The following is a 21,084-nucleotide window of genomic DNA, read 5'->3' as shown; positions in this document are numbered from 1 at the left end:
GCTGGGACGGCGATGGTCGGCGGCGCCGTCCTCTTGGTGAAGATGTCCGCGCGGGGTGGCCGGGCCCCGGCGCGCACGGGTGGTCGAACCCCGGCTGTTCGGTCGCGCTCGGCCGGCTCCCCACGCCGGCCGTACTGGTCTCCCCGGCGCCCTTGGTCGAGGGCGTGGGAGTGGGGGACCGCCGGGAGGCTCAGCCGCCCCTCGATCGCCCAGCCATATAGTGCGCCATGCCGGAACGCGGCGTATGTCGCACGGCGCAGGAGGCCGCCGGCGTTTACCTGCGCCTGGCCGGAATCCGCCGTAGCGCGGCGGACCCGGGACGGGACGGCGGCCTTCCGCTCGTCCGCCCGGCCCTCCGGGATGACCTGCCGCGACGCCACGGAGCCCGCGTTCCGGACCCGCGTCCCCCGAACATCAGTCCACGCCGCCGGGGTGGCCGCATGTGCCGCGAGATCGGCCTGATGACAACTGTCCGAATTGCCGGGTGTGTTCGGCCTCGCGCGATACCGCACCGGAACCCGGACGGCCGACACCGGAGGGGCGCCTGCGGCCGCCCGGATCCGCCGGGGCCGCCGCGACCCTTGACGCCGAGGTTGCTGTCATGGACATTGCGGCTGCTTGGCATGGACCAACCCCACCGGAAGGCGTCCCATGCGCAGACACCACCACCCCCTCGCCGCCGGCTGCCGCACCCTCCTCGCGGCGGCCCTCCTCCTCACGTCCGCCGCGCTGACGGGCGGCGCGGCGCAGAGCAGCGCCGCCGCGGAGCCGGGTGCCCGGCCCACGGGCACCGCCACGGCGTCCGGCACCCACACCGTTCCCGTGGAGCCCGCCGGCACCACCGCCGCCCGCACCCCCGACCCCGCCGCGCCCCACCGCGGCCGGGTGACCGGAGCCCGTACGCCCGACCGCTCCCCCGCCCGCGACCGGGCCGTCCGCGCCTTCGCCGAGGGCCGCCGCGCCGCCGCTCGCGAGGGCGGACCGGACCGGTCCCGCCGGCCGGCGCGGCCGGACGCCGATCTCACCCACGACTGGTGGGGCGTCTTCCCGCAGCCCGGCACCCACGACGGCATCACGGCCACCCACACCGTCGACCCCGCGTACCGCGTCCGGGACTCCGAGAACTTCACCTACGCGCCCACCACCAAGGCCCAGAACTCGTGCATGGAAGTGGTCACGGCCTACTGGCAGAGCGGCCCCGAACTGTGGGCCTGGGACTGGTGCGGACCGGGCGGCCCCGCCAAGACGCTGCCCGTCGACGCGGCGTTCCTCGCGAAGTACACCCCCGGCGGCGGCGCCCCGGCCGCCTACAGCGTCCAGCTGGTGCGCGAAGGCGGCTCGGGCAACACCTGGGGCGCCTACCTGTACAACCACCGCACGGCGAGCTGGGAGCTGCTCTACCGCCAGTCCGGGAAGGACACGAGCGGGCTGGACCACGGCTGGGACATGTTCGAGATCTACGCGAGCGTCAACCCCGCCACGGGGGTGGGCTGGTACTGCACCGAAGCCCGGAACACCGTCTTCGACAGCTCCGCGATCAGGCTCCGCCGCGGCGGCGCCTGGAACCCCGCGAGCCCGGCGGACTCCCCCTGGACCGACCCCGCCCCCGACGGCCGGGACTTCCTCTGCCCCGGGCTGAAGTTCCTCCGCGCGGGGGCCGACGACCACTGGACCGTCCGGCAGTGACGCGGCCCCCGGAGGGAGATCGGTCCCAGGAGGGGGATCGGTCCCCGGACGGGAATCAGCCCTCGAAGGGGAAGAAGTCGACCAGCAGCATGTCCCGCACGCCCCGTCCGGCCCCCGCGGCCGGACGGATGGGCGTGACGCCGTGGAAGACCCGGCGGTCGTCGAGGACGATGGTCTCGAACGGCGTGGTCAGCAGCGCCTCGTGGACGGGCGTCCGGTCCAGGCCGTAGAGGCGCGAGTCCGCCCCCTCCACGTTCTCGCGCCGGATCAGCACCTGGGCGACGTAACAGTGCCCGTCCTGGTGGACGCCCTCCGGGGCGGGGTGCCCCTCGGCGTCCGCCGTGGCGACGACGCGTATCTGGTGCACCCCGCAGGCGTCCATCCCGTCGCGCGGCCCGGGCAGCCGCTCCCGGAGCGTACGGACGACCGTCTCCAGCGCGGCCCCCGCGGCCACGCCGTCCGACAGCGGGGCGAACATGCGGTCCACGCCGCCGTTCACCCGGTTCACGGCCGCGTCCTGGAAGAAGGCCGCGTGCGGCAGCCGCTCCAGGCCGTCCCGAAGGATCCGGAATCTGCTGTACCGGCGGAAGCGGTACGGGGTGCCGGCGCCCAGGTGGGCGTCGGCGGGCAGGTCGTTCCAGGACTCGGTGAACAGGGTCACCGCCGCCGGCGGCAGGGCCGCGAGGGCGCCCGTCAGCAGTTCGGCGGAGAAGTGGACGAACGGCGGCGGGAGTTGCCCGCCGTCCGTCCCGGGTCGCCCGGAGACGCGCGGGGACGCAGGAATCATCGGTCTGCCTCAGCCTTCCGTGAGCCTTCGTGTGGGCCGGATACCGATGACCGAGCCTACGCAGGAGCGGGGCCGAAGGGCAGCGTCCGACAACTTCCGTCACGCGCGTCACACATGACACACTCGCCACGCGGTGCCGCCTCACACCTCCTTGGCCAGGAAGGCGAGGACGCGCTCCGTGTACTCGGCCGGCTTCTCGGCGGGCACCAGATGCCCCGCGCCCTCGATGAAGGCCGCCTCCGACCCCTTCGACAGCGAGGCCCCGATCCTCGCCAGTCCGGCCTCGTCCAGAACGACGCTCTTGTCCTCGGTGCCGTGCAGGTACAAGGCCGGCTGGACCGGGACCTCGCCCCAGAGGGCGGCGTGCCGGGCGGCCCATTCCGGCGTTCCCATCTCCTTCGGCGCGAAGTTCACGCGGTAGAGGTCGATGGCGGCGCGCAGCCGGGCCGGCTCGCCGAGCGCCTTGCGGACGGCCTCGAAATCCGCCGTGGCGTCATAGGCGTCCGCGGTCCACTTGTCCTGCATGACCCGGCGCACCCACGCCATGTCGTCGGCGGCGAGGACCTCGTCCGCCATGTCCATCTGGAAGAACCAGAAGTGGTTCAGCCGCTCGATGCCCTCGTAGGTGTTCGCGTATTCGCCGAAGAAGGCGAGCGGCGGGACGTCACTGGCCACCACGCGGGCCCAGCGCTCCGGCGCGGTGTGGGCCACCGCCCACGCCGTGGCCGCGCCCCAGTCGTGGCCGATCACGACCGCGTCGGGGCCGCCGCCCAGCGCTTCGTGCAGCGCGTTGGCGTCCGCGACCAGGTCGGCGAGGCGCATGCTGCCGTCCGCGGGCAGGGCCGAGGGGGCGAACCCCCGGATGTTCGGCGCGACGGCGCGGTAGCCGGCGGCCGCGAGGGCCGGTATGACATGGCGGTACGCGGCCTCCCCGGACTCGGGGAATCCGTGGAGGAGCAGTGCGAGGGGGCCTTCGCCCTCCTCCACAAAAGAAATCCCGACGTCGTTGACGACAACGCTGTCGCGCTTCATGCGGGAATTACCTCATTGCCTGACTGCCGGGCCGATGCGTTCCCCGGCTATTCCGCCGGAGTGGTTCCCAGCCTCCGCCCCGGGCCTTTTGCGCACAAGTACCCACTTATTGGTAAGCCCTTACCGCGTGGTAATCTCCCCGGGCGCCGGCTTCGGCGCCTTCCCCGCGGCGGCCGTGAGCGGATGTGCGTGCCGTCAGTGACCGCTATAACATGAGATCGCGGCGTATATACGGAACCGCCCCCGGTCGCCCTCCCTCTCTCTCAGGTGAAAGCACCCTCCAGGAGGAGTTACCACCGTGGGTCTCACGTCCCAGAATCTACTGTTGCTCTTGGTGTTCATCGCGGTCGCGGTGTGCGCCCTGGTTCTGTGGCTGTGGCCGCGCGCCGCCCGCAAGGGGGTGCTGTCCTGGGCCTCGCGCCTGGGCATGCTCGTCGTCTCCCAGGTGAGCGTCCTGGCCGTGCTGCTCGTCGCCGCCAACAACGAGTTCGGTTTCTACTCCACCTGGAAGGAACTGTTCGGGCAGAACTCCAGCCGCCAGGAGCTCCAGCCCGGCAAGGAGGGCGAGAAGCGGCCGCCCGCGCTCGTGGTGAAGGGCCAGGAGTCGGTGGGGCTCGGCCCGCGCGAGAAGGGCGGGCAGGTGGACCGGATATCGATCCACGGACCGGTCACCGGCCTGAGCATGGACGGGTACGCGTACCTGCCGCCGCAGTACTTCCAGAAGGGCCACGAGAAGGACCGCTTCCCGGTGATCGTCGCGGTCACCGGCCAGCCCGGCGTCTCCAGAAACCTGATCACCCAGATCAAGGTCCCCCAGGCCGCGTCCAAGCTCGTCAAGGAGCGCAAGATGCGGCCCACCATCGTCCTGATGGTCCGCCCGTCGGTCGTCGCCGACCGCGACACCAACTGCACCGACGTCCCCGGCGGCCCGCAGGCGATGACCTTCTTCAACCAGGACCTGCCGGTCGCCGTCAACGACAAGTACCGGGCCGACAACTCGCGCGGCGGCTGGGGCGCCGTCGGCAACTCCACCGGCGGCTACTGCGCGTTGAAGATGGCCATGACCAACCCGGCCCGCTACGGCGCCGGCGCCGGCCTCTCCGCCGACTTCTTCGCCCGCCAGGACCGCGAGACCGGCGACCTCTACGCCGGCAACAAGCAGCTCAAGAACGAGGCCGACCTCGTCTGGCGTCTGACCCACATGCCCGCGCCGCCGGTGTCGCTGCTGGTCGGCGTCAGCAAGAAGGGCGAGGAGAAGTACCTCAAGCAGGCCGAGCACTTCGCCGAGAAGGCCAAGTGGCCGACCAAGGTCGACAAACTGATCCGCGACGAAGGCGGCCACAACTTCCAGACGTGGCGCGAGGAGTACCCCGAGGTACTCCGCTGGCTCGACCGCCAGCTCGCCGACCCGCGCTGATCGGGGGGGGTGCCCCGGTCCCGCCCCTTCGCCGCTTCCTGGGGCTGCGCCCCAGACCCCGCTTTTCGCGGCTCCGCCGCTCGTCCTCAAACGCCGGACGGGCTATATAGCCCGTCCGGCGTTTGAGGACAGCGCCCGCAGGGCGCTTCGGGGGTGCGGGGGCTGGCCCCCGCAAGAAACGGTGAAGGGGCGGGACCGGGGCCCCCTCACTGGGAACGGTATGGCACGCCGTCGCGTCCCAGCCGGTGTGGCCCGATTGCGCGGGTGCCCGGAGCGGCCCGGGCTCCCACGGGGGAGGGGGCGGGACGCCATGGACGCCAACGGCGGCGACGAGCGGTTTCCCCTGCTGGCCGGGCGGTACCGGCTGCTGGGCAGGCTCGGCAGCGGCGGCATGGGCGTGGTGTGGCGCGCCTACGACGAGGTGCTGGGCCGCGAAGTGGCCGTCAAGGAGGTCCGGGCCCCCGAGCACCTGCGCGAGGCCGACGTCCGGGTGCTGCACGCCCGGCTGGTCCAGGAGGCCCGGGCGGCGGCCCGCATCAGCCACCCCTACGTGATCACCGTGCACGACGTGGTCGAGGAGCACGGCCGCCCGTGGATCGTCATGGAACTGGTCCGCGGCCGGTCGCTCGCCGACGTCCTGGAGGCCGACGGCCTCCTCTCGCCCAAGGAGGCGGCACGCGTGGGGTCCGCGGTGCTCCTGGCGCTCCGCAGCGCGCACGCCGCAGGCGTCCTGCACCGCGACGTCAAGCCCGCCAACGTCCTGCTCCAGGACGACGGGCGGGTGGTGCTGACGGACTTCGGCATCGCCCTCGTCGAGGGCACGGGCACCCTCACCCGCACCGGTGACGTCATCGGTTCGCCCGACTACCTGGCCCCCGAGCGGGCGCTCGGCAAGCACCCCGGCACGCCCTCGGACCTGTGGTCGCTGGGCGCCACGCTCTACGCGGCCGTCGAGGGGATGTCGCCGTTCCGCCGCGCCTCGGCGCTGGGCACGCTCCAGGCCGTCGTGCACGAGGACCCGCCCGCGCCCCGCCGCGCCGGCCCGCTCGCGCCGCTCCTGCTCGGCCTGCTCCGCAAGGACCCGAGCGCGCGCATGGGTTCGGTGGAGGCGCAGCGGCTGCTGAACGCGGCGGCGGCCGCGCCGGCGGTGGGCGGCCGGACGGGGACGGGCGCGGGGGCCGCCTTCCCGCATCCGGGACGGTCGGGCGGGGGCCCCGGCGAACGTGACGCGCACGGCACCGCCGGGGGCGCGGGCTCCTCTTCCGGGGCGCCGGGAAAGCGGGACCCGGACGGAACCGCGGAGGAACGGCCGGGAGCGCGGGCCACCGCCGACCCGAGGGCGCCTGTGCCCCGGCCGGGCACCGGCACGGCGACGGAACCCTGGAGCACCGGACCCGGGGCACCCGCCCGAGCGGGCACGGCGCCGCCCTCCGCCTCCGCGAACCATGGAACGCCCGTGCCCCCGGGAACGTCCGGGAGCCGGAGCGCGTCCGCCACCCCCCGCACGCCGGACGGCACCCCGCCCGCGCCCTCGTACCACGACCCCGGCACCCCGTCCGGGCACCTCCCGACGTACATCCCCACCTCACCCGACGTCCGCCCCTACTCCCCTTCCCCCTCTCCCTCCCCCGCTCCCGGCACCGGGACGCCCCCCACTCCGTACGCCCCCTACGGCCCTGTCCCCACCCCTGGTTCCCCGGCCGTACCGCGGTCGGCGGGGACGCCGGGGCTCGTCGCCGGCGGTGGCGGGGCGGCGCCGGCCCACGGCGGCCGGTGGTCCGCGCGCAGGCTGACCGCTCCCCTGCTGGCCCTGCTCATCGCGGGCGGGGGCGTCTCGGCCGTCCTGTTCCTCCACGACGGCAAGGACCCGGGGACGAGCCCTTCGGGCGGGACGTCGACCCCGTCCTCGGCGCCGGTGCGGCAGCCGGAGCCCTCCTCCGAGACGAACGGCGACCGTTCGTCGGCGCCCGCGCCGACCGACGACGACAGCTCCGGCGGCTCTGCGGAATCCACGCCCGGCCCCACGACGACCTGTCCGCCCGGCAGCTGGGTGACCACCTGCCGTCCCTACTGACCGTCAGCAAGCCGACCGGCCGTACAGAGCCATCGGCGTCCCGGCCCGCCCACCGGTCCGCCCGCGAGAAGTCCACCGGCAGTCATCAGCAGTCATCGGCAGTGCAAGAACCGGCAATCGGGGGTGCGCACATGCGGCTGATACCCGTCCCCATCCACACGGCGAGCAGGCGGAAGCGACGGCGGTTCCGGACCGTCGCCCTGCTGGCGGTCCCCGTCCTCGCCGTCGGCCCGGCCCTGGCGGCGTGTTCGTCGGACGGATCCGGTGGCGGCGACCGGAAGAAGACGATCGCCCTGGAGGCGGTCGGGCAGACCGGTGACGCGCCGTTCGTCTCCGACCCGCACAGCGACGTCCAGGGCGTCAGTTCGACGGACGGCGGGGGCACGGCGGTCGGCGACGCGCCGGGCGCTTTCGGCGGCACCCGGCAGATCTCCCGCTGCGACAAGGCCCAGTTGCTCAAGGACCTGGCGGGCGACCCGGTCAAGGCGAAGGCGTGGGCCGAGGCCCGGGGCATCCCGGAGCCGGAGATCCAGGCGTACGTCGACGGCCTGACGCCGGCGGTCCTGATGCACGACACGCTCGTCACCAATCACGACTACGACGGCGAGGGCCGGGCGCGGGCCTACCCGGCCGTGCTGCAGGCCGGTGTGGCGGTGCTCGTCGACGCGTACGCGAAGCCGGCGGTCAAGTGCAACTGCGGCAACCCGCTGGGGGAGCCGGACTCCTCGGTGAACGTGCGCGACGCGGCGTTCGACGGGCGGCGCTGGGAGGGCTTCGCGGTGGCGACGGTCACGGTCATCCTGCCGCGGCCCGCCGACAAGGGCCCGCTGAAGGCGATCCCGCTGGTCGACACCGAGCGGAAGGACCGGATGTTCCACCGCGAGGTCGGTGACGACGGCTCGCACGACTCGGCGCCGACGGCCCGGCCGCCGACGCCGTCCCACACCCCCGGCGCCCCGGGAACCCCCGGTACGGGTACGGGCTCGCCCTCGCCGGACGGCTCCGGCGCGCCTTCGGGCCCGTCTTCCGGCCCGTCGGCACCGTCCTCCGACGCGTCCGGTTCGTCCGCCTCCTCGGGTACTTCCCCCCGCCCGCCCTCCGACCGGCCGTCCCCGTCCGCCCACGGCTCCGCGCCGAGCGGCTCCTCCCCCCACGGCACCTCGTCCCGCCCGCCGTCGGCGCCGCACGTCCCCTCCCCACCGCACGTCCCGACGGCTCCCCACCCGCCGTCGAAACGTCCCACGGTCGCCCCGCCCACCCACGCGGCCCCGACGACGGCGCCGCACGAGTCCCAGGTCAAGCCCTCCGCGCCGCTGATGGCCACGCCGCCGCGTCCGCCGCGGACGGTGTCGCCGCCGGCGGCCCGGCCGGCCGAACCGCCCTCGTCGGGCGGCGGGTACTCCGCGCCGCGGGCGCCGTCAGAGGAACGCCAGTCCGATCCCCAGCGCCGCGAAACCGCCCGCGAAGGCACGGCGAACCCACCGCGTGGCACGGGGACTTGAGACCACCCGGTCCCGGAAGGCCGCCGCGAACCGCCCGTAGGCGACGAACACCAGGAAGGTGAGGAGGATGAAGACGGCGCTCAGCTCGACCATGCGCAGCAGGGCGTGCGGCTCGTCCTCGCTCACGAACTGCGGGAGGAAGGCGAAGAAGAAGAGGGTCAGCTTGGGGTTGAGGATGTTGATCAGCACACCGTCGAGGATCGTCCGCGCCGCGGACCGGGGCGCGGCGTCCTCGTCGGCGGCGAGCGACCCCTTGTCGCGGAGCGTCGCCCAGGCCATGAACAACAGGTAGGCCACACCGGCGTACTTGAGGATCTGGAAGGCCAGCGCGCTGGTGTGCAGCAGGGCGGCCAGGCCGGTGACGGCCGCCGCCATGTGCGGCAGCGTGCCGAGCGTGCAGCCGGTCGCGGCGACGAGGCTCGCCCGGGCGCCGCGCGAGAGGCCGGCGGCCATGGTGTAGAGCACGCCGGTACCGGGGGTGGCCACGACGATCAGTGAGGTCAGCAGGAATTCGATGCTCAAGGTGCTCCGTCCGGGACGCGCGTGCCGGGTCCTGTCCGCCCCGGCGTCTTCTCCTCTCCGACCCTGCCGTCACAATGGCCCGATGGACAGGTCCAATGAGCGTGCTGCCAAAGGGTCCATAGCGCCGGGTGCCCCCGGCTCGGGGCCGGGTTCTTCCCATCCGGAAGGGGGTTCCTCCGATGTGAAGACAGGCGGCTCCGGCCCGGAGCCGGGTGCCTCCGGTTCGGACTTCCTCCAGCTCGACGTCGGCGACGCGCCGCCGGGTGGGCTGGCCGACTGGCTGACCCGGCGGCTCCGGGAGGCGATCGCCGACGGGCGGCTGCCGGTGGGCAGCCGGCTGCCGCCCAGCCGGCTGCTGGCCGGTGAACTGCGGCTGTCGCGCGGGGTGGTGATCGAGGCGTACCGCCGGCTGACGGAGGACGGGCACGCGGCCGGGCGCGGCCGGCACGGCACGTTCGTGGTCGCGGCGCCGGCCGTGGCGCGCCCGCCGTCCGGCCGGGCGCCGGCCCCGGCCCCGAACCCGGCCCGGCCCGCCCGTCCGGCCGGTCCCGACGAGCCGTTGCCCGGCGGGCTGTTCACGGCCCCCGGCGCGGACGCGTTCGACGCGCTGCGGGCCGCTCCCGCCCGGATCGACCTGTCGCCCGGGCTGCCCGACCTCACGGCGTTCCCGCGGGCGGCCTGGCTGGGCGCAGAGCGCGCCGTCCTCGGTTCCCTCACCTCCTCGGCGTTCGGCTACGGCGACCCGCGCGGGACGCCGGAGCTGCGGCTGGCCCTGGTCCGCTGGCTCGCCCGGACGCGGGGGATCGTGGCGGACCCGGACGAGGTGGTCGTCGTCGGCGGGGTCGCCCAGGCGATGGGGCTGGTGGCCCAGGTGCTGGTCCGGGCGGGGATCGGCGAGGTGGCGGTGGAGGACCCGGGTTCGCTGGGCGCCCGGCAGCACTTCGCGTACTGGGGCGCGGAGACGCCGCCGGTGCCGGTGGACGCCGAGGGCGTCCGCGTCGACGCGCTGCGGGCCACCGGCGCGCGGGCCGTCCTGCTCACCCCCGCGCACCAGTTCCCGACCGGGGTGGTCCTCGGGGGCGCCCGGCGACGGGCGTTGATGGACTGGGTCACGGACGGCGGTCTGGTCCTCGAGGACGACTACGACGCGGAACACCGCTACGACCGGCCCCCGGTGGCGGCGTTGCGGTCGATGCTCTCGGACGGCGTCTGCTACATGGGGAGCATCTCGAAGCTGTTCGCCCCCGCGCTGCGCGTGGGCTGGCTGCTCGCGCCCCCGCGGTACCGGGAGGCGCTGGTGGACGCGAAGCGGTTCACGGACCTGGGCAACGCGGCACTGCCGCAGCTGGTGCTGGCCCGGCTGCTGGAGTCGGGTGAAATGGAGCGCCACCTGCGGCAGTTGCGGCGGCGGCACCGGAGGCGGCGGGACGCGATGATCGAGGCGATCGGCGCCCGGCTGCCGGGCGCGGTGGTGCACGGCGCCGCCGCCGGCCTGCACCTGATGGTCACCTTCGACGGCGGCCCGGACGACGCGGCCGTGGCCGCGGCGGCCCTGGAGCGGGGCGTGAAGGTGCAGCCGCTGTCCTGGCACAGCCTCCGGTCCCGGCGGCCAGGCCTGGTACTGGGTTACGCGGCGCCGCCCGCGTCCGACATCGCGGAGGGCGTGGCGACGATCGCGGAGGTGATCCGCGACCTGTCCTGAGATCCCCGCCCACCCTGACGCTCCGTCAACTCCCCTTCGCCATCAGGGCCTGCGCCGCCTCCCGCGCGTGCAGCGCGGGTTCGGGGCTCCCGGAGAGCGCCGCCGTGGTGATGGCGCCCTCCGCGAGGAGGAGGAGCTGGTCGGCCAGTGCCTCGGAGCCGCCCGCGGCGGCGGCCAGCCCCGCCAGGTACCGCCGGAAGGCGTCCTTGTGCCGCCGCGCGGCGGCGGCGACACCGGGATGGGTGGCGCCCAGCTCCCCGTAGGAGTTGACGAAGGCGCACCCCCGGAAGTCCGGTTCCCCGAACCACGTGTGGAGCCAGTCGAAGACGGCCAGCACCCGCTCGGCCCCGGCCGGGCGCGCGTCGGCGAACCGCTGCAGGGAGGCGCGCCAGCGCTCGTCGCGGCGGCTGAGGTACGCCTCGACGAGGGAGTCCTTCGAGGGGAAGAGCCGGTACAGCCGCTTGAGCGACACCCCGGACGCGGCCCGGATCGCGTCCATGCCCACCGCCTGCAGCCCGCGGCCGTAGAACAGCTCCTCGGCGGCGTCCAGCACCCTGCCCTCCGGGCTCTCCGACAGCTCCGGCCCCGCCTGTGCCACGGACTCCACCATTCTCTCCCCTTGCACGAGAACCACCGTTCTCCTACGCTACCGCACACCATGGAGAACGATCGTTCTCAACCTTCTCGAAGCCGACAGCCGCACCAGGAGACCGCCATGCCCGAAACCCCGAGGCCCCCGCTGCCGCCGTTCACCGCCGAGACCGCCCTGGAGAAGGTGCGCGCCGCCGAGGCGGCCTGGAACAGCCGCGACCCGGAGCGGGTCGCGCTCGCGTACACCGAGGACTCGGAGTGGCGCGACCGCGACGTCTTCCTCACCGGCCGCGCCGAGATCACCGCCTTCCTCCGCGACAAGTGGCGCCGCGAACTCGACTACCGCCTCCGCAAGGAGCTCTGGGCGTACACCGACGACCGGATCGCCGTGCGCTTCACGTACGAGTGGCACGACGCGGCCGGCCACTGGTACCGCTCGCACGGCAACGAGAACTGGGAGTTCGCCGCGAACGGCCTGATGCGGCGCCGCTTCGCGAGCATCAATGACGTCCCCATCCGACAGCCCGAACGCCGCCTGGCCGCACCGCCCTCCGACCGGGACGCCTGAACCCGGGCCCTCCCCATGCACTCGTCGATGCACGCACTGCGTGCATAATGGCGGCACGAGCGCGCCGGACCACCGGCCACCGGCTGTCCGGCGCGCCCCCATGCCCTGTTCCCCGGGTCGGGCGACCGACATCGAGTCCGGCCCGCGGCCGACGGAAGGACGCATGACCGTGAGCAATCCGCTGGACACCACGGCGCTCGACGCCGCCTTGGAGAACGTCCACCGCGCCGGAATCCCGGGCCTGTTCGCCGAGGTGCGCGACGGCGACCGGACCTGGCGCGGCGCCGCCGGCGTCGCCGACACCGCCACCGGCCGTCCCGTCACCGCCGACATGCGGCACCGCGTCGGCAGCATCACCAAGACCTTCACCGCCGCCGCGGTCCTGCGGCAGGTCGAGAGCGGGACGATCGCCCTCGACGCACCGATCGGGCGGTATCTCCCGGAGCTGGTCCCCGGGGAACGCGGCCGGGCGATCACGGTCCGGATGCTGATCAACCACACCAGCGGCCTGGCCGAGTACCTGCCCTACGCCTACCCGTCCCTCAAATCGTTCCCCGACCTCGCGGCCACCGGCCCGGAGAGCCTGGACGACCACCGGTTCACCCGCTTCGACCCGACCGACCTGATCGGGATGGGCGTCGCCGCCCCTCCCGTCGGCGCCCCGGGCAGCACCCCGGGCCTCTACTCCAACACCAACTACCTGCTCCTCGGCGCCCTCCTGGAGCACGTCACCGGTACCACGGCCGAGCGCTGCGTCACCCGCGACGTCATCGAACGCGCCGGACTCCGGGACACCGAACTCCCCACGGAACCGCACATCCGGGGCCCGCACCCGCGGATGTACGAGGCGTGGTTCGGCATGATCGACCCGCCGCGCGACTACAGCGCCTACGACATGTCCTGGGTGGGACCGGCGGGCGCCCTGATATCGACCGTCGCGGACCTCAACCGCTTCTACCGCCTGCTGCTCGCCGGCGAGATCGTCACCCCGTCCTCGCTGGCGGAGATGCGGCGCACGGTCCCGGTCGTCTCCCAGGAGGGCAGGACGATCCCCTACGGCCTCGGCCTGCACCCGCTGGAGGCCCCCGGCCAGGACACCTTCTGGGGCCACGGCGGCACGGTCTGGGGCGCCGGAGCGCTGTCCGCGATCCGGGCCGACGGCGGCCGGCAGGTGTCCGTCGCGGTCAACCTCCAGCGGTGGAGCGGGTTCGACGCCTCGGGCAGGCCGCGGCCCCACCCGATCGACGACGCGCTGTTGGCGTTCCACCGGCTGGCGATGTACGGCTGACACGCGGGGTACGGAGGCGGACGGGGGCGCGTCTCCGTCCGCCCGCTCCACCCGCTCCGGCGGCGACGAGTACCGGACGCCGTACCGCCACCCCGTCACCGCCGCGCCCGGCGAGCACTCCCCGGGGCGAACTCCCGGCCCCGCCGGGCGTGGCGCCACGCCGCGCCCCCGCCGTCCGGCCCATTCTGGCCCTCGTGCGCACCCCTGAACCGGACCGCCCGTGCGGCGCCTGCTGACGGCCGCCCTCCTGGCCACCGTCGCGCTGACCGGCCCCGCCGCCGGCGCGCAGCCACAGCCGCGGGCGGCCGGCGGCCGGGGCGCGGCGGGAACGCCCATCGTCGCGGCCGACCAGGCGAGCCGGGCCGTGTACGTCCTCCGGTCCGAGCCGCGGAGCTGGGACGTCGGCCGGGGCACGGGCGTCCTGTGGTCGTGGAGCGCCGACGGCCAGGCGGGCCTCGCCGACCTGGACCCCGGCGCGTCGTGGAGCAACCCGAGCGAGGCCAAGCTCCGCGAACTCGGCGGCCGCCGCTACCTGCTGGCCACCGCCTCCGGCGGGCTGGCGGCGGTGGTCGGGTACCCCGGCCGGGACGTGTACTGGGCCGCCCACACCGGGCCGGGCAACGCGCACAGCATCGACCTGCTGCCCGACGGCGACGTCGCCGTCGCGGCCAGCACCGGCGGCTTCGTCCGCGTCTACGCGGCCTCGGCCGGCTCCCGCGCCACCCGCCACGCGGAGGTGCCGCTGCGGGGCGCGCACGGCGTCCACTGGGACCCGGGGACACGGCTGCTGTGGGCGCTCGGGAGCCGGGAGCTCGTCGCCCTGCGGGTGGAGGGGCCGGCCGACGACCCCGGCCTGGTCGTCGTCCACCGCAGCGCCCTGCCGACCCGCGACGGTCACGACCTGGCCCCCGTCCTCGGCACGAAGGGCCGCCTCTGGGTGACCACCGGCACCGCCGTCCACCAGTACGCGACGGGCCGGCACCGCTTTGTCGACTATCCGCTGAGCTCCCGTATCAGCGCCCCCGGCGTCAAGAGCATCGGCGACGACCCCGCCACCGGCCGGATCCTGATGGCCCGGCCCGAACCGGGCCACGCCTGCGTCTGGTGCACGTCCGTCCTGACGTTCCACCAGCCGGACGGCACCAAGCGGATGGTGCGGGGCGCGATGTACAAGGCCCGCTGGTGGACCTCGCGCCGGGACTGACGCCCCCGCCCCCGCACGGCGGGGACCCGCGGCCGTCCTGCACACTTTCCCGGTGACAAAACGCCCGACCGCACCGCCCCGGCCGACGCCCGCCCGCACACCCCGCACGGGAACCGCCCGATGAGCGCTCCCCTGGCCGAGTCCCTCTCCGTCGTCCTCCTCCTGGCGGTGCTGGCCTGCACGGTGGTCCGTCCCTGGGGGCGGTCCGAGGCCGTGTTCGCCGTTCCGGCGGCCGCTCTGGTGGTCCTCGCCGGGGCGGTCTCCCCGGAGCACGCCCGCGCCGAGGCGGGGCGGCTCGGGCCGGTGATCGGTTTCCTGGCGGCCGTCCTGGTCCTCGCCCGGCTGTGCGACGACGAGGGGCTGTTCCGGGCCTGCGGGGCCTGGATGGCCCGTACCGCCGCCGGACGGCCGCACCGGCTCCTCGCGCAGGTCTTCGCCGTGGCCTCACTGATCACCGCGGTGCTCAGCCTGGACGCCACGATCGTGCTGCTGACGCCGGTGGTGTTCGCCACCGTGGCCCGGCTCGGCGCCCGTCCCGGCCCGCACATACACGCCTGCGCCCACCTGTCGAACACGGCGTCGCTCCTCCTCCCCGTCTCCAACCTCACCAACCTCCTCGCCTTCGACGCCACGGGCCTGGACTTCACCCGGTTCGCGGCCCTGATGGCGCTGCCCTGGCTGGTCGCCATCGGGACGGAGTACGTGGTGTTCCGGCGCTACTTCGCCGCCGACCTGGCCACCGGCGCCCAGGCACCGCCCTCCGCGGCCCCGGCCGGGGTGCCGGTGTTCGCCCTGGCCACGGTGGCGGGCACGCTGGCGGGCTTCGTCGTCACCTCCGCGTTCGGGGTCGAGCCCGCCTGGGCCGCCCTCGCCGGGGCGACGGTGCTCGCGGTCCGCGCCCTGGCCCGGCGCCGGACGACGCCCGGCGCCCTGCTGCGGGCCGCGTCGGTGCCGTTCCTCGCCTTCGTCCTGGCCCTGGGCGTCCTGGTCCGCGCGGTCGTCGACAACGGCCTCGCCACCGGCCTCGGCCGGCTGGTCCCGGACGGCACCGGGCTGTGGGCCCTGCTCGCCCTCGCGGCCCTGGCCGCGCTGCTGGCGAACCTCGTCAACAACCTCCCCGCCGTGCTGGTGCTGCTGCCGCTGACCGCCTCCGCCGGCCCCGGCGCGGTCCTCGCGGTACTGCTGGGGGTCAACATCGGCCCCAACCTCACCTACACCGGGTCCCTGGCCACGCTGCTGTGGCGGCGCATCGTGCACGAGCACGACGAGGAGGTCGCGCTGGGCGAGTTCACCCGGCTCGGCCTGCTCACCGTGCCCGCCGCGCTGGTGCTGTCGGTGCTGGCGCTGTGGGCGTCGCTCGCCCTCGTCGGAGCCTGACGCCGCCCGGCCCGCACCCGCCCGCCGATGGCCGGGCGCGGGGAGGCGGACGCGGGGAGGCGGACGCGGGGAGGCCGGGACCGTCCTGACCCGTCACCGCCCCGATCGCCGAGGGCACCCGGCCCGCCTTCGCCGACGCCTCCGCTCGCACGTTCCCGAGACCGCCGACGACCGTTCCCGATCCCGCCGACGGCACCCTGCCGCACCCCACCGGCCCGGCGGCGGCCGACGCCGCCCCCGGCGCCTCCGCCGGGCCGCTCCGCCCGGCCGGGGCCGACGGGCCCTGAGCACCGCGGGGGCCATGGCCGCGCCCCCGCCCGGGCGTTCGCCCCTGCCCCTCACCGGGAGACGGGACGCGGCCCTTCCGCCAGCCGGGCGCGGACGTCCGCGGCGGCGTCGAGGCTGCCGGGCACCTGCTCCCACAGGGCGAGCAGGGCGGGCGCGAGCAGCGACGCCCGGTCCCCGCTGTGCTGCCAGCAGTAGTGGGCGCGTTTGAGGGCCGCGACCGCCTCGGCGTCCGTCGGCCCGCCGCGGGCCAGCCGGTTGGCGGCGGCGGACATCCACAGTTCGGCCGCGCGCGGATGGTCGCCGGCCAGCCGGGCGAGGTCGGCGCGGACCTCGATCCACAGTCCGGCCTCGGCGCTGTGCGGGCCGTGCCGGCGCAGCACCTGCTGCTCCCAGGCGGCGGCCATGGCGGCGGCCTCGTTGTGCCGGCCGGCGTTGGCGGCGGCCAGGATCCGCGGCAGCGCGTCCTCCTCCCGGGCCGGCGCGGGCGGGGGCTCGACGGGGAGGGCGGCCGCCGGAGGGGCGGGCGCGGGAACGGCCGCGGCCGGTGCCGGAGCGGCGTGCGCGGGGTTGGCGAGGACGGGCCCGGGCGTGCCGTGCCGCAGGACCAGCCGGCCGTCGGGCAGCCCCGCCTGGTCCAGGGCGAGTTGGTGCAGCAGGGCCGGGTCGAGGACGGGCCCGGCCGTGGGGTGGCCGAGGTCGAGGGCGGTGAGGAAGGCCCGGCTGTAGGGCGAGGCGTCGGCGGGGGCGCGGTCCGGGCTGGGGGTGACGACGCCGCACACCGCCGGCCCCGCGGTCAGCCGCCCGTCCCGGACGGCGGCGGCGACGTGCGGCCAGGATCTCTGGTCGGCCTCGACGTCGACCACGAGCAGGGTGGGTCCGGCGTGTTCGCCGAGGGTGCGGGTCAGCCACTCCCAGGGCAGTCCGGTGTAGCGGACCGTGCCGGGGGTGCTGTCGCGGAGCGCCAGGTGGACCTCGCCGCCCTTGCGGGCCGGCACCATCAGGTGGCCGGTGACCCACACCAGCAGGGGTCCGGGGACGGTGGCGGCGTCACGGAGGTAGGCCAGGACGCTCTGCGGCCCGGCCATCGCCGGGAGCTGGACCACGTCCGCGGTCGCGGCGGCGAGGAAACCGCGCGGCCCGGCCCCGGCGACGGCGTGCGCGGTCGGGTTCGGCACCAGGCCCCGCCGCCGGTCGGGGGTGCCGTCCAGCAGCAGAACACAGCCATGGGTCAGGTGGTCCAACGCGTTCTTCCTTCCGGCCGATACGGAGGCTCGTGGCCCGGCGCGGTGCCCGGTCCGGACGCCACGCCCGGTGCCGGTCCCACGTCCGTGCGGTACGTTCCGTGCAGTACGTGAGGCAACTGTAGGCGCCACCACTCGTATCGGCTCCGGCAATCACCCCGTGCGCGCGGGGTGGGGGGTCCCGTCCGCGCGCGGACGGGACCCGGTGCGCCCTGCGGCGCGTCAGCCCATGGCGTTGCGCGACTGGGTGCTGTCGTCCATGGCGCTGCGGTTGAGCATCCGGCAGTAGGGGACGTTGGCGGCCTTGTCGTCGATGTACTTGGCCGCGACCCAGGTCTGGCGGTCCCTCAGCTGGTACCAGACGTTGTTGCCGCCGATGTCCTGGGCGCGGACCTTGCACCGCAGCCCGATCTGGATCCGGTGGCGCAGGATGCCGCGCACGGAGGCGTCGGTGCTGGGCAGGGCGCGCTCGTTGACGCCGGTGCGGGCGCTGACCGTGCCGTACGCCCGGGCGGCGCCGTCGGGCGTCGCCTCGGCCGGGACGGCGAGCAGCGCGGTAGCCGCCGCGGTCGCCGCCAGCACGCCGGCGGTGAGCCGGCCGGCACGGGTCGCGAGTCTCCTGTACATGGAACTCCTCTGGTACGAGGTGGGAACAGAGCATTGCCCAGGTTCCACGTGCGATGTCCGGGTAAACGCGGACAATGGGTGATAGGCCCGACTGGCACGCCGTCAGATGGCGGTATCGGTACCCCCCTTGTCCGCCTTCTTCGCCCGGCTGGGCTGGACGCGCTTGGGCTCGCCCTTCATCTTCGGGTGCTCCGGCGGGTACGGCAGGTCGCCGAGCCCGTGCTCGCGCTCGTCGCGGGCCGCGAGCTCCAGGGCGGCGTCCAGGGCGCAGGGGTGGTCCTCCATGCCGGCGTGCACGTCGCCGAGTTCGGCGTAGCGGGCCGGCATGGTGGTGATGTCGAAGTCCTCGGGGACGGCGCTCTCCAGTTCGTCCCAGCGGAGCGGCGCGGAGACGGGGGCGTGCGGGCGGGGCCGGACGGAGTAGGCGCCGGCGATGGTGCGGTCGCGGGCGGTCTGGTTGTAGTCGACGAAGACCTTGGCGCCGCGCTCCTCCTTCCACCAGGCGGAGGTGACGTGCTCGGGCATCCGCCGCTCCAGCTCCCGGGCGACGGCGATGGCGGCCCGCCGTACCTGGACGAAGGTCCAGCGCGGGGCGATCGGCACGAAGACGTGCAGGCCCCGGCCGCCGGAGGTCTTGGGCCAGCCGGTCAGCCCCAGCTCGTCGAGGAGCCCGCGCAGTTCCAGCGCGGCGCGGACGGCGTCGGCGTACCCGGTGCCGGGCTGCGGGTCGAGGTCGATGCGCAGTTCGTCGGGGTGGTCGGTGTCGTCCCGCCGGACGGGCCAGGGGTGGAAGGTGAGGCAGCCGAGGTTGGCGGCCCAGAGGACGGCGGCGGTCTCGGTGGGGCAGATCTCGTCCGCGTACCGGCCGCTGGGGAAGGCGATCCGGCCGGTGGGGATCCAGTCGGGGAGGTTCTTGGGCGCCCGCTTCTGGAAGAACGACTCGCCCTCGACGCCGTCGGGGTAGCGCTCCAGGGTGGTCGGGCGGTCCCGCAGGGCGCGCAGGACTCCGTCGCCGACGCTGAGGTAGTACCGGGCGACGTCGTACTTGGTGTAGCCGCGCTCCGGGAAGTAGACCTTCTGCGGGTTGGACAGCCGTACCGTCCGCTCGCCGACGGTGAGCTCCAGCGTCTCTGCCATGCGGCCACGCTAAGGCGTCCGGGGGCCCGGGCGCCTGTCGGCGGGCGGGCCGGCGCCGCCGCCCGCACAATCGGGATCATGGACCTTCCGGTGATGCCGCCCGTGGAGCCGATGCTGGCCAAGCCCGCCGCGACGATCCCTCCGGGCATGCAGTACGAGGCCAAGTGGGACGGCTTCCGGGCCGTCGTCTTCCGGGACGGCGACGAGCTGGAGCTGGGCAGCCGCTCGGGCCGCCCGCTGACCCGCTACTTCCCGGAGCTGGTCACGTCCCTCAAGGACAACGTGCCGGAACGCTGTGTGCTGGACGGCGAGATCGTCGTCGCCCGCGGCGGCCGGCTGGACTTCGACGCCCTGCTGGAGCGCATCCACCCGGCCGCCTCCCGGGTACGCCATCTGGCCGAGACCACCCCCGCCGCGTTCGTCGCCTTCGACCTGCTCGCCCTCGGCGACGCGTCGCTGCTGGCCACCCCGCAGCGCGAGCGCCGGACGGCCCTGGAGGACGCGCTCCGCGACGCCTCCGACCCGGTGTTCACCGCCCCCGTCACCTACGAACTCGACGTCGCGCACGGCTGGTTCGAGCGGTTCGAGGGCGCCGGCCTGGACGGGGTGATCGCCAAGCCGCCGGACCTGCCGTACCGGCCCGGCGAGCGCGCCATGGTCAAGGTCAAGCACGAGCGGACGGCCGACTGCGTCGTCGCGGGCCTGCGCCCGCACAAGAGCGGGCCGGTGGTCGGCTCGCTGCTGCTGGGCCTGTACGACGCCGCGGGCCGGCTCCAGCACGTCGGCGTGTGCGGCGCGTTCACCATGAAGCGGCGCCAGGAACTGATGGCGGAGCTGGAACCGCTGCGCATGCCCACCGCCGAGGGCCACCCGTGGCAGGACTGGGCGGACGCCGACGCCCAGGCCGCCGCCCGCCTCCCGGGCGGCCCCAGCCGCTGGACGGGCAAGAAGGACCTCTCCTGGGTCCCACTGCGCCCGGAGCGCGTCTGCGAGGTCGCCTACGACCACATGCAGGGCGACCGCTTCCGCCACACCGCCCGCTTCCGCCGCTGGCGCCCGGACCGCGAGCCGGACGGGTGCACGTACGCGCAGCTGGAGGAGCCGGTGTCGTACGACTTGGCGGAGGTGCTGGGGGGTTAGCGCCCGGCCCCTCTCAACACCCGTCCGTCCATACCGATATATGCGATGACATCTGCCCGAAGGGCCTATTCCGGCGGAACATGGGCAGTTCATTCCCAAGAGAGCGATCTGAAGCACCATGACCCTGGGGGGAGTTCATGTCGGACGAACAGGCGGGCAGTCCCGTGCGCGAGGGAAGCCCCGACTCGGCCGTCGACCGGGTGGCCGACTTCTACGGCGCGTACATCGACGCCGTCGACGACGGGACCGACGACCTGGGCTCGGAGCTCCGCGCCCACTACCTCACCGAGGATCTGCGGCAGCGGCTGGCCGCCTGGGAGGAGGCCAACCACGCCGACGGCGTCCTGCGCGCCCAGGACGTGCCCACCCACTGGGAGGTCCGCTACCACGACTCCGGCGCCGGGCATCTGTTCACCACGGTCACCCTCACCTGGGGCACCGGCCCGGACGCCGGGCACACCCGGCTGGCGGTGCAGAGCGATCTGAGCACGAAACTCATCTCGGACATCGAGGACGGCTGACGGGCGTTCGGGGCGGACGGCGGGCGCTGTGGGTGGCTGGTGGGCGCCGCACGAGGCGGCGGGCGGATGGCCCCCGGGACCGCGCCACTCGCGGGGGCGACCGGCCCGCACCGGGGGTGCGCGGCCGCCATCGGCGGACCAGCCGGGCATCGGCAGACGCATGCACGCCAGGCGGGGACCGTCCTTCGCGTCCCGCGCCGATCCCGCACGACGGCGCGGGCGGCGACCGAGGCGGGAGCCCGGCACCGGGTGCCGGGTGGCCCGCGCCCCCGGTTCCCCCGCGGCGTCAGCCGCCCCTCACCCGGCCGGCCCAGCGGCCGACCCACACGGCGCAAGCCCGCGCGACCTGACGGCCCGACACCTTACAGCCTGGTACGACC

The 21,084-nt window shown here is 74.9% G+C and carries 18 protein-coding genes; 11 read left to right on the top strand and 7 right to left on the bottom strand.

The features are described 5' to 3' along the window. Positions 1-651 precede the first annotated feature (651 nt). Entirely contained in the window at positions 652-1,686 is a 1,035-nt protein-coding gene (locus K7I03_RS30770; protein ID WP_185940989.1) for a carbohydrate-binding protein, read from the top strand. 55 nt (positions 1,687-1,741) lie between these two features. Here K7I03_RS30770 and K7I03_RS30765 read toward each other — a convergent pair whose 3' ends face one another. After that, the gene (locus tag K7I03_RS30765) at positions 1,742-2,473 is read right to left on the bottom strand and encodes a 2OG-Fe dioxygenase family protein (RefSeq protein ID WP_185940988.1); all 732 of its coding nucleotides are present in this window, start codon (positions 2,471-2,473) and stop codon (positions 1,742-1,744) included. Between the two features lie 141 nt (positions 2,474-2,614). Then, a complete protein-coding gene (locus K7I03_RS30760) occupies positions 2,615-3,505 on the bottom strand; it encodes an alpha/beta fold hydrolase (RefSeq protein WP_185940987.1) in 891 nt (296 codons plus the stop codon). Between the two features lie 298 nt (positions 3,506-3,803). Between K7I03_RS30760 and K7I03_RS30755 the strand changes: the two genes are divergently transcribed. From K7I03_RS30755 to K7I03_RS30745, 3 genes are all read left to right on the top strand, one after another. Beyond that, on the top strand, positions 3,804-4,922 hold the full coding sequence (locus K7I03_RS30755) for an alpha/beta hydrolase (RefSeq protein WP_185940986.1): 1,119 nt from the start codon (positions 3,804-3,806) through the stop codon (positions 4,920-4,922). Positions 4,923-5,232: 310 nt separating this feature from the next. Continuing rightward, positions 5,233-6,996, top strand: a complete 1,764-nt coding sequence (locus K7I03_RS30750) for a serine/threonine-protein kinase (protein WP_221902539.1) — start codon at positions 5,233-5,235, stop codon at positions 6,994-6,996. Between the two features lie 131 nt (positions 6,997-7,127). Further along, positions 7,128-8,498 (top strand): DUF6777 domain-containing protein, encoded by a 1,371-nt coding sequence (locus K7I03_RS30745; RefSeq protein WP_185940985.1) that lies wholly within the window; start codon positions 7,128-7,130, stop codon positions 8,496-8,498. Here the strand turns inward: K7I03_RS30745 and K7I03_RS30740 are convergent. Continuing rightward, entirely contained in the window at positions 8,415-9,020 is a 606-nt protein-coding gene (locus K7I03_RS30740; protein WP_185940984.1) for a LysE family translocator, read from the bottom strand. The genes K7I03_RS30745 and K7I03_RS30740 overlap by 84 nt on opposite strands. An 82-nt stretch (positions 9,021-9,102) precedes the next feature. Here K7I03_RS30740 and pdxR point away from each other — a divergent pair, with 82 nt between their 5' ends. Beyond that, on the top strand, positions 9,103-10,722 hold the full coding sequence (gene pdxR / locus K7I03_RS30735) for a MocR-like pyridoxine biosynthesis transcription factor PdxR (RefSeq protein ID WP_398858268.1): 1,620 nt from the start codon (positions 9,103-9,105) through the stop codon (positions 10,720-10,722). A 25-nt stretch (positions 10,723-10,747) separates the two neighbouring features. On the opposite strand, the gene K7I03_RS30730 is transcribed toward pdxR, so the two are convergent. Continuing rightward, entirely contained in the window at positions 10,748-11,332 is a 585-nt protein-coding gene (locus K7I03_RS30730) for a TetR/AcrR family transcriptional regulator (protein ID WP_185940982.1), read from the bottom strand. A 105-nt stretch (positions 11,333-11,437) separates the two neighbouring features. Between K7I03_RS30730 and K7I03_RS30725 the strand changes: the two genes are divergently transcribed. From K7I03_RS30725 to K7I03_RS30710, 4 genes are all read left to right on the top strand, one after another. Beyond that, the gene (locus tag K7I03_RS30725) at positions 11,438-11,881 is read left to right on the top strand and encodes a nuclear transport factor 2 family protein (protein ID WP_185940981.1); all 444 of its coding nucleotides are present in this window, start codon (positions 11,438-11,440) and stop codon (positions 11,879-11,881) included. 163 nt (positions 11,882-12,044) lie between these two features. Next, complete coding sequence (locus K7I03_RS30720) at positions 12,045-13,169, top strand: serine hydrolase domain-containing protein (protein ID WP_185940980.1); 1,125 nt, start codon at positions 12,045-12,047, stop codon at positions 13,167-13,169. A 220-nt stretch (positions 13,170-13,389) separates the two neighbouring features. After that, complete coding sequence (locus K7I03_RS30715) at positions 13,390-14,373, top strand: DUF6528 family protein (protein ID WP_185940979.1); 984 nt, start codon at positions 13,390-13,392, stop codon at positions 14,371-14,373. Positions 14,374-14,493: 120 nt separating this feature from the next. Beyond that, a complete protein-coding gene (locus tag K7I03_RS30710) occupies positions 14,494-15,750 on the top strand; it encodes an SLC13 family permease (RefSeq protein WP_185940978.1) in 1,257 nt (418 codons plus the stop codon). 338 nt (positions 15,751-16,088) lie between these two features. Here the strand turns inward: K7I03_RS30710 and K7I03_RS30705 are convergent, their stop codons facing one another. The 3 genes from K7I03_RS30705 to ligD all read right to left on the bottom strand — a co-directional run bounded on the left by K7I03_RS30705 (position 16,089) and on the right by ligD (position 19,043). After that, positions 16,089-17,279, bottom strand: coding sequence for a hypothetical protein (locus K7I03_RS30705; RefSeq protein ID WP_185940977.1), 1,191 nt, complete (start codon positions 17,277-17,279; stop codon positions 16,089-16,091). A 222-nt stretch (positions 17,280-17,501) separates the two neighbouring features. Next, positions 17,502-17,906, bottom strand: coding sequence for an SH3 domain-containing protein (locus tag K7I03_RS30700; protein WP_224347294.1), 405 nt, complete (start codon positions 17,904-17,906; stop codon positions 17,502-17,504). A gap of 102 nt (positions 17,907-18,008) precedes the next feature. Then, on the bottom strand, positions 18,009-19,043 hold the full coding sequence (gene ligD, locus K7I03_RS30695) for a non-homologous end-joining DNA ligase (protein WP_185940976.1): 1,035 nt from the start codon (positions 19,041-19,043) through the stop codon (positions 18,009-18,011). Positions 19,044-19,121: 78 nt separating this feature from the next. Between ligD and K7I03_RS30690 the strand changes: the two genes are divergently transcribed. Then, positions 19,122-20,183 (top strand): ATP-dependent DNA ligase, encoded by a 1,062-nt coding sequence (locus K7I03_RS30690; RefSeq protein ID WP_185940975.1) that lies wholly within the window; start codon positions 19,122-19,124, stop codon positions 20,181-20,183. 137 nt (positions 20,184-20,320) lie between these two features. Then, positions 20,321-20,704, top strand: coding sequence for a hypothetical protein (locus K7I03_RS30685; protein WP_185940974.1), 384 nt, complete (start codon positions 20,321-20,323; stop codon positions 20,702-20,704). Positions 20,705-21,084: the final 380 nt, after the last annotated feature.

The sequence above is a fragment of the Streptomyces mobaraensis genome (genome assembly GCF_020099395.1).
In the GTDB taxonomy this organism is placed as follows: domain Bacteria; phylum Actinomycetota; class Actinomycetes; order Streptomycetales; family Streptomycetaceae; genus Streptomyces.
Note: the sequence above shows the minus strand (reverse complement) of the source record. Positions and strands in the feature narration are given on the sequence as shown.

Excerpts from the sequence above, each read along its gene's own strand:
- K7I03_RS30770 (WP_185940989.1), top strand. The coding sequence starts at position 652 with ATGCGCAGACACCACCACCCCCTCGCCGCCGGCTGCCGCACCCTCCTC.
- K7I03_RS30765 (WP_185940988.1), bottom strand. The coding sequence starts at position 2,473 with ATGATTCCTGCGTCCCCGCGCGTCTCCGGGCGACCCGGGACGGACGGC.
- K7I03_RS30760 (WP_185940987.1), bottom strand. The coding sequence starts at position 3,505 with ATGAAGCGCGACAGCGTTGTCGTCAACGACGTCGGGATTTCTTTTGTG.
- K7I03_RS30750 (WP_221902539.1), top strand. The coding sequence starts at position 5,233 with ATGGACGCCAACGGCGGCGACGAGCGGTTTCCCCTGCTGGCCGGGCGG.
- K7I03_RS30745 (WP_185940985.1), top strand. The coding sequence starts at position 7,128 with ATGCGGCTGATACCCGTCCCCATCCACACGGCGAGCAGGCGGAAGCGA.
- pdxR (WP_398858268.1), top strand. The coding sequence starts at position 9,103 with ATGGACAGGTCCAATGAGCGTGCTGCCAAAGGGTCCATAGCGCCGGGT.
- K7I03_RS30730 (WP_185940982.1), bottom strand. The coding sequence starts at position 11,332 with ATGGTGGAGTCCGTGGCACAGGCGGGGCCGGAGCTGTCGGAGAGCCCG.
- K7I03_RS30725 (WP_185940981.1), top strand. The coding sequence starts at position 11,438 with ATGCCCGAAACCCCGAGGCCCCCGCTGCCGCCGTTCACCGCCGAGACC.
- K7I03_RS30720 (WP_185940980.1), top strand. The coding sequence starts at position 12,045 with ATGACCGTGAGCAATCCGCTGGACACCACGGCGCTCGACGCCGCCTTG.
- K7I03_RS30710 (WP_185940978.1), top strand. The coding sequence starts at position 14,494 with ATGAGCGCTCCCCTGGCCGAGTCCCTCTCCGTCGTCCTCCTCCTGGCG.
- K7I03_RS30700 (WP_224347294.1), bottom strand. The coding sequence starts at position 17,906 with ATGTACAGGAGACTCGCGACCCGTGCCGGCCGGCTCACCGCCGGCGTG.
- ligD (WP_185940976.1), bottom strand. The coding sequence starts at position 19,043 with ATGGCAGAGACGCTGGAGCTCACCGTCGGCGAGCGGACGGTACGGCTG.
- K7I03_RS30690 (WP_185940975.1), top strand. The coding sequence starts at position 19,122 with ATGGACCTTCCGGTGATGCCGCCCGTGGAGCCGATGCTGGCCAAGCCC.
- K7I03_RS30685 (WP_185940974.1), top strand. The coding sequence starts at position 20,321 with ATGTCGGACGAACAGGCGGGCAGTCCCGTGCGCGAGGGAAGCCCCGAC.